This is a genomic window from Deltaproteobacteria bacterium PRO3 (assembly GCA_030263375.1).
GTDB lineage: Bacteria > UBA10199 > UBA10199 > DSSB01 > DSSB01 > DSSB01.
Window position 1 is genome coordinate 1 of sequence record SZOV01000133.1, and the last position, 6,572, is coordinate 6,572.

A 6,572-nucleotide genomic window follows, 5' to 3' on the forward strand; every position below is an offset into this window, starting at 1 on the left:
CGCCGCGCCCGTGCCGGCGGCCTCGCCCGCGGCCAAGCCCTCGGCGGCGCTGCCCGCGCCGGCGCCCGGCTGGTGAAATCAGGAGGTCCCATGTCCCCGTTGGTCAAGGCCGCAAAAAGACAAGACATCGCCCCCGGGACCGGGGTCGCCGCCGAGTGCGGCGGCAAGCCGGTCGCGCTGTTCCACGTCGACGGCCGCTTCTACGCCACGCAAAACCACTGCCCGCATCGCGGCGGGCCGCTCGCCGAGGGCGAGCTGGAAGGAACGGTCGTGACCTGCCCCTGGCACGCCTGGCGCTTCGACGTTTGCAGCGGCCTCAACGCCGACAATCCCAACCTCAAGCTCGCCTGCTACCCGGTGACGGTCGAGGGCGACGACGTCTTGGTGCAGATCGATGGCTAACTCCGTAAAAACCGAGCAGCGCGCGTTTATCCTTCTCCTCTTGGTCTTGATCGCGGTGGGGGTCTACCTGATCCATCCCTTCCTGCAGACCCTCATCCTCAGCGGGGTCTTCACGGTGCTGTTCTACCCCATCCACCAAAAGTTTCTCAATTGGACCAAACAGCGCGCCAACGTCGCGGCGACCCTTTCGGTTACCACGGTCATCCTCTTCATCTTCCTGCCGATCGCCATTCTCTTGACCCTGGTCACCACGCAGCTGGCATCACTGGTCACGGCCAGCAACTTCTCGATCACGCAAAGCTCGGTCGCGGGGCTGCTGACCGCCATTCAGCAGAAGATCACCTTCTTCGCCGCCAAGTTCGAGTACCTCTCGGGCTTCAATTTCGATTTGGTGCCCCTGATCCAGCAGGCCATGTCGCGCCTCGCCCAGATCCTGGCGAAGTACTCGCCGTCGGTGCTCGCGGGGACGGCCAATTTCATCCTGCATTTCTTCATCATGATCATCGTGCTGTTCTACCTGTTTCGCGACGGGCGGGAATTTCTCGGTACCCTGATCCGCCTCTCGCCGGTGAAAGACCAATACGAGCAGCGCTTGGCGGGCGAGATCCGCGACACCATCTACGGCGTCTTCTACGGCAATTTCCTCACCGGCCTCGCCCAGGCGGCGCTGGCGACGGCGGGTTACTATCTCGCGGGGATCGAGGCCTATTTGGTCTGGGGCGCGGTGACCTTTTTCATGTCCTTCTTGCCCATGCTCGGCACCGGCGCGGTGATCGCGCCCTTGGTCCTGGTGCTGTTCATCCAGGGGCACAGCAAGCAAGCCGTCTTTTTGGCGGTCTACGGGGCGGTGGTGATCAGCTCGGTCGACAACCTGCTGCGTCCGGTCTTGATCCGCAGCAACATGCACCAGCTGGTGCTCTTCCTCAGCATCTTCGGCGGCTTAGCGGTCTTCGGGCCGATCGGCATCCTGCTGGGGCCGATGTTGTTGGCGATGCTCACGGCCACCATCCGTATCTATGCGAAGGACTTCGCGAGCGTCAATTTGCCGGAAAAGAAGCCGTCGTAGGGGCGAACCTTTTTACTATTCTTCCTCGGGATAATTCTCGAAATCGAAGGTCTTGACCACCGGCGAGGCCGTGCTGCCCGAGCGGGTGCGCGGCTGGTTGTTGTAGGCGTCGAGGCGGCTGGCGAAGGGATTGGGGCGTTCGGGCCGGGCGATGCAGCGCGCCTGGCCGTTGGGGATGCATTTCTTTTTCACCTTGTTGGTGCCGGGGAGGTAGCGCCGGGAGGGCATGTAGCCGAAGCGCTTGGGGGTGAACTTCGAGGCGGAGGGGTGCCGGTCTTGGTCGCGGGCGTAGTATTGGGTGAGGGCCCAGGCCGAGGCCAGGGGGGCCGCGCTCAGAACCAGCGTTAAAAATGCCGAGGTGAGGGTTTTGGCCGCGAAGCTCCGCATGGCCAAGGTTATCGTTCCTTCGGACTGGAAAGTCAAACAAGCAAAATCCGCGACAAACGGGGCCATCAGGAGGTCTTTCCATCGGTGTCCCGCGGCACCCGGGTGCCGACCGTCTCAGGTTCTAAGTGGCCGGCTTGCCCCGGAAGTCGCGGCCCCGCGTTACGGCGTTTTTTGCCGGGAGTACTGCGTCGGCCCCGCGCCGCCGTACCACTTCCGCAGGATTTCCTCGGCCGGCTTGCCCCGCGGCGAGAACCCGGGGTCCTTCGGACCGCCCGGATCGAACCAGACCCACCAAAAGACCCCCGCCAGCTCGGGGGTATTTTTCCAGGCCTCGATGAAGGCTAGGTAACAGAGCGCCTGCTCGGCGACATCGACGGGGGCCTTGGCGAAATAATTCCAGGGGTTGACGTTGCCGCCGTCGAGCGAGGGATAGCCCACCTCGGTGAAGATCAGCTTCTGCGGGTACTGGGCCTTGAAGGCGAGGATCTTTTTCTTGAGGCCCTGCCAGGTCGCGAGCATCTCGGGAAATTCCGGATCGTTCTTCTTGGAGAGCGGGTAGTAGGAGGTCATCGCGATGTAGTCGAGCTCCCGCCAGAAGGTCGGATAGCTGTAGTGGTCCCAATTGGAGGAATAGAGCAGCTCGCCCGGAAAGCGCGAGCGCACCTTGGCGATCAGGCCCTTCCAAAACTCGGTCTTCTCCTCCATCGAGCCCAGCTCGCTGCCGACGCTGAGCAGCGCGACGCCGTGGCGTTTGCCCAAATCCGCATAGTGCAGGATGAAGCGCTCGTAGTTCTTCGCCCAGACCGAGAAGTCGGCCGGGGCCAAGACGCCGCGCCAGTCCTTCGGGCCGCGCCGGTCGAAGCGCAGGTAGGGGAAGAGCAGGACCTTCATGTCCTGGCGATGCGCGGCGCGGATCACCTGGATCAATTTCTCGTCCGAGATGGTGCTGTTCTCGGCGCCGTGGTCGGGGCGAGGCTCGATGGCATTGGAGCGGATGTCGGGGGAGTACCAGTTGACGACGAGCAGGATGGCGTTGACGCCCAGGGCCTTCAATTCTTGCAGGTCGCGGCGGTAGTCGTATTGGGGGTCCTTGCTGAACAGGCCCAGTCCCATGCCGCGCAGGGGCGGCGCCGAGTCGGCCGCGGCGCCGGCGGGTGCTGGGGCGGCAATAGGCATCCCGGCGCCGGCGAGGGCGCAGAGAAGACAGAGAAGGAAAGCCAGGAGTCTTCGCACGCCGGGACCTTTATTTTCGGGAGGCCGGTCTGTCAATTTTTTCCCGAGGTGAATAACGCGCCTACCATTTACAGGCCCAAGGGCGTCGCATTCTGCTTGGGTGGTTCACGGCAGGCCGATGGTCTGAAGCTTTCTCCAATGGCTCATGCGGTAGAATTCCGGCAGCTCGCGGAAGAGGCCGTCGAAAGATCGCGGGGCAAGGTATGTCTCCTCGAGGTGCCGGCAGTAGCGGTGGGCCAGGCGCCGCGCGGCGGCGTAGCGGTCGAGGTTTTCCCGGCTTAAGCCCTCGAGGTTGGCCTCGCTCAGCAGGTGGCGCTTGGCCTCGGCCCGCCGGCCCTCATCGGACATCAGCCGGAGGAAGAGGAACTTGTCGACCTCGGCCTGCAGCTCCAGCTCGAGCTGGGTCAGCCCTTCCGAGCGCTTGAGGCGGTGGAGCGAGAGCAGCAAGTGGGAAACGCCCTCCAGGGCGGTCATGACCCCGTGGGTGTCGGCCTCGGCCACCGAGGTCTCTTCCAAGCCGAATTTGGGGTGAAGGAACAAGCCCACCTCGCAGTTCTGCGCGTCGCCGCGCAACAGCAAGACTTCCTCGGCGTTCCGGTAGGGGCTGTCCTTGTCCAGGTGGCGCTCGAGCTGCGCGCGGTCGATGAGGTAATCCGCGACCGGGGCCTCCGGCTCCAGCCGGTAGGTCTCCTCGATCCAGCTTTGCAGCTCGCTCAGCATCAATGCCTCGTTTCGCCGCGCGGCACGCCGGCCGGCGACAGGGGCCGGATGCCGAACTCCTCCAGCTTCTGCTTAAGGCGCTCGGAACCGGTGCTGAGCCATTTCTCATAGAGGCGCAGCAGGTCGGAGTCCTTGAGGACGTTCGAGCGCTCGCTGATCTCGGCCAGGACGTCGACGAAGTGGAGGAAGCGCTCGCTCAGCTCGCGGAAGGTCTCGGCGAAGGCCTCGCCGTGGCTGGTCTCGCGCGCCCGCGAGTGCAGGCGGCGATAGGCGTTGCCGCCCATGCTGGCGTAGTAGTCGAGATCGATGTTCTGCCGGATCAGGGAATCTTGGAAGAAGCCCGAGGTGTAGAGCGCGAAGTCGGCGATCTGCTTGAGCAGGCGCAGGCCCTCGTGGCCGCCGCTCTGCAGCGACTCGAGGTAGAGGATGGCGAGCGGCGTGTCTTCGTGCCCGGGATTGGAGTAGAGGTTGTCGCGGCGGCAGAAATCGCTGAGCAGGCGGACGAGGTAGAACTCGGTGTGGGGGAGGGCCCGGACTTTCTGCTTGTGAAAGGCGCTCCGGACCTCCTCGAAGAAGTAATCGTCCAGCGCGGCGGCGTGGATCAAGCGACCGGCGGGGTCGTGCATAAACCCAATACCTCCTCTGAGCCCATTCTATCATGAGTTATCGGAGGCCCCGCAAAGGAAATTGCTTCCATGTTTAATGCGGCGCGGCATCTGGCCCTTCCTGGAAGAGCTCGCGCGAGCCGCCGCGCAGGAAGATCAGGCCGGCGATCGCCTTGAGGAGGTAGTTCAACATCATCCAGGAGAGGGAAATTCCCAACAGCAGCTCGGCGGGGCCCACCGAACCCTGGGCCGCCGGCGGCGGGACGACGTGGTCCTTCAGCAGCTCGACCAGCGCCAGCTGCGTGGCGCCGAGGCCGCCGGGGGTGAGCGGGATCGTCCCGACCAACAGAACGATGGGGACGGTCGCGACGACGTCGCGGAACGAAACCGTCCCGCCCGCGAAGCGGATCAGGAACCAAAGCGACGACACGATCGCCGCGTGGATCGGGAAGCGGGCGAGGGCGATCTTGAAGTAGTCGGCGACGGTCGCGTGGTGGAAGGGCTGGAAGAGGTGTTTGCCGCGCAGCCAGTCGCCGATCCCGAAATGCAGGCGGGCGGGGAGAATCTTTCCGAACCAGCCGCGCCAGAAGGCGAGATGGAGGACGAAGGCGATCAAGGCGATGCCCGCCACGCGCCGCACCCAGTCTTGGAGCTGGAAGCCCTGGAGGTGGATGTCCATCAGGAAGCTGCCGGCGAAGGCCATCGCGATCACCCAGTAGAGATCGACCACCGTGACGAAGAAGATGCAGCCCAGCGTCTTGAAGAAGCTCAAGCCGCGCGTACGCTTCAGGTAGACCGCCATCCCGGCTTGGCCCGCGTTGTAGTTGAGCAGCGCCAGCAGGTAGCTGACGCAGCGCGCGGGGAGTAACTCGCGGAAGGAGACCGGCGCGGCGAAGCGGCTGAGGACGCCGCTCAAGACCCAGGTGTCCAGGGCGAGGATGATCAGGAAGTAGACCACGCCGAAACCGAGGAAGCTGGGCAGGTGCAGGTGGTGCAGGCTGCGCAGGACCTGCTCGGGCGGCACCTTGGTGAAGAGGTAGAAGAGCAGCGCGGCGGCGACCAGCCAGGGGAGGAGATTTTTTAGGATTTTTTTCGGCATGGTATTCGTGGCGCGGCATTCCCGGGGAGGTCCCGGTCCCTGGGGCCCAAGGCCGGATTTTTCGCGAAATCAGGTCCCAGAGGAGGGGGTAGCTTGATTTTCCCGGCCCGGACAAGGCTTTTTTGCGAGAAAGCCCTCCCGGCGGCCAAATTTCTTATTGAGAATCCGGCCTATAATGATAGTAACGGGCCAGCAAGGAAGGAGGCCCCTATGTCGAGTGTTTGGGATGACCCTGAGTTAGGCGAGGAAGAAGTGACCCCCCTCCCGGAGACCTCCGCGGCCGCGGCCCCGGCGCCCCTTCCGCTTGAGGCCGAGAGGCTCGAGGTCCTGGCCGCCCAGGTGATCGAAAAGGTCGCCCGCGAGATCCTCCCCGAGATCGCCGAGCGCCTGATCCGCGAGCAGCTCGAAATTTTAATGCAAGAGACCGACGCCGAGTAGCCTTTCCATGTCCGATTCCCCCGCTAACGAGATCCCCAAAGTCTACGAACCGCATGAAGTCGAAAAGGCCTGGTGGCGGGCCTGGGAGCAGGCCGGCGTCTTCGCCGCGCCCGACGACCCCCGGGGCCGCGCGACCTATTCGGTGGTGATCCCGCCGCCCAACGTGACCGGCTCGCTGCACATGGGCCACGCCCTCAACAACACCTTGCAGGACATCCTGGTGCGCTTCGAGCGGATGGAGGGCAAGGCGACCCTCTGGGTCTTCGGCATGGACCACGCCGGCATCGCCACCCAAAACGTCGTCGAGCGCCAGCTGCGCGCCGAGGGCAAGAGCCGCGACGACCTGGGGCGCGAGGCCTTCATCCAGCGGGTCTGGAAGTGGAAGGAAGAGTCCGGCGGCAATATCCGCCACCAGCTCAAAAAACTGGGCTGCTCCCTCGACTACGCCCACGAGCGCTTCACGATGGACGAGGGGCTTTCCAAGGCGGTGCGCGAGGTCTTCGTCAAGCTCTACGAAGAGGGGCTGATCTATCGCGCCCAGCGCCTGATCAACTGGTGCCCGCGCTGCCACACGGCATTGAGCGACCTCGAGGTCGACTACCATGAGGTTAACTCGCATCTT

General features: G+C 64.1%; 9 protein-coding genes. 4 read left to right on the forward strand and 5 right to left on the reverse strand.

Annotated features, from left to right (window positions below; genetic code table 11):
* Positions 1-90: 90 nt before the first annotated feature.
* Both FBR05_14085 and FBR05_14090 read left to right on the forward strand, forming a co-directional pair.
* On the forward strand, positions 91-402 hold the full coding sequence (locus tag FBR05_14085; protein ID MDL1873306.1) for a Rieske 2Fe-2S domain-containing protein: 312 nt from the start codon (positions 91-93) through the stop codon (positions 400-402).
* Positions 395-1,468, forward strand: coding sequence for an AI-2E family transporter (locus tag FBR05_14090; protein MDL1873307.1), 1,074 nt, complete (start codon positions 395-397; stop codon positions 1,466-1,468). The genes FBR05_14085 and FBR05_14090 overlap by 8 nt, the downstream gene beginning before the upstream one ends.
* Before the next feature lie 15 nt (positions 1,469-1,483).
* Here the strand turns inward: FBR05_14090 and FBR05_14095 are convergent, their stop codons facing one another.
* The 5 genes from FBR05_14095 to FBR05_14115 all read right to left on the reverse strand — a co-directional run bounded on the left by FBR05_14095 (position 1,484) and on the right by FBR05_14115 (position 5,512).
* Positions 1,484-1,855, reverse strand: a complete 372-nt coding sequence (locus FBR05_14095; GenBank protein ID MDL1873308.1) for a hypothetical protein — start codon at positions 1,853-1,855, stop codon at positions 1,484-1,486.
* Between the two features lie 159 nt (positions 1,856-2,014).
* On the reverse strand, positions 2,015-3,088 hold the full coding sequence (locus tag FBR05_14100; GenBank protein MDL1873309.1) for a hypothetical protein: 1,074 nt from the start codon (positions 3,086-3,088) through the stop codon (positions 2,015-2,017).
* Positions 3,089-3,193: 105 nt separating this feature from the next.
* Positions 3,194-3,808: a hypothetical protein gene (locus tag FBR05_14105; protein MDL1873310.1), complete on the reverse strand. Its 615-nt coding sequence runs from the start codon at positions 3,806-3,808 to the stop codon at positions 3,194-3,196.
* Positions 3,808-4,434, reverse strand: a complete 627-nt coding sequence (locus tag FBR05_14110) for a hypothetical protein (GenBank protein ID MDL1873311.1) — start codon at positions 4,432-4,434, stop codon at positions 3,808-3,810. The genes FBR05_14105 and FBR05_14110 overlap by 1 nt, the downstream gene beginning before the upstream one ends.
* 73 nt (positions 4,435-4,507) lie before the next feature.
* Positions 4,508-5,512: a flippase-like domain-containing protein gene (locus FBR05_14115; protein ID MDL1873312.1), complete on the reverse strand. Its 1,005-nt coding sequence runs from the start codon at positions 5,510-5,512 to the stop codon at positions 4,508-4,510.
* 210 nt (positions 5,513-5,722) lie between these two features.
* Between FBR05_14115 and FBR05_14120 the strand changes: the two genes are divergently transcribed.
* Together FBR05_14120 and FBR05_14125 are read left to right on the forward strand one after the other, a co-directional pair.
* Entirely contained in the window at positions 5,723-5,950 is a 228-nt protein-coding gene (locus FBR05_14120; GenBank protein MDL1873313.1) for a hypothetical protein, read from the forward strand.
* Between the two features lie 7 nt (positions 5,951-5,957).
* Positions 5,958-6,572 (forward strand): valine--tRNA ligase (locus tag FBR05_14125; protein MDL1873314.1); only part of this gene is annotated, 615 nt, incomplete at its 3' end.

Bases quoted from the DNA above. Each gene is read 5' to 3' on its own strand.
- FBR05_14115 (MDL1873312.1), bottom strand. From the start codon at position 5,512: ATGCCGAAAAAAATCCTAAAAAATCTCCTCCCCTGGCTGGTCGCCGCC.
- FBR05_14120 (MDL1873313.1), top strand. From the start codon at position 5,723: ATGTCGAGTGTTTGGGATGACCCTGAGTTAGGCGAGGAAGAAGTGACC.
- FBR05_14095 (MDL1873308.1), bottom strand. From the start codon at position 1,855: ATGCGGAGCTTCGCGGCCAAAACCCTCACCTCGGCATTTTTAACGCTG.
- FBR05_14085 (MDL1873306.1), top strand. From the start codon at position 91: ATGTCCCCGTTGGTCAAGGCCGCAAAAAGACAAGACATCGCCCCCGGG.
- FBR05_14090 (MDL1873307.1), top strand. From the start codon at position 395: ATGGCTAACTCCGTAAAAACCGAGCAGCGCGCGTTTATCCTTCTCCTC.
- FBR05_14110 (MDL1873311.1), bottom strand. From the start codon at position 4,434: ATGCACGACCCCGCCGGTCGCTTGATCCACGCCGCCGCGCTGGACGAT.
- FBR05_14105 (MDL1873310.1), bottom strand. From the start codon at position 3,808: ATGCTGAGCGAGCTGCAAAGCTGGATCGAGGAGACCTACCGGCTGGAG.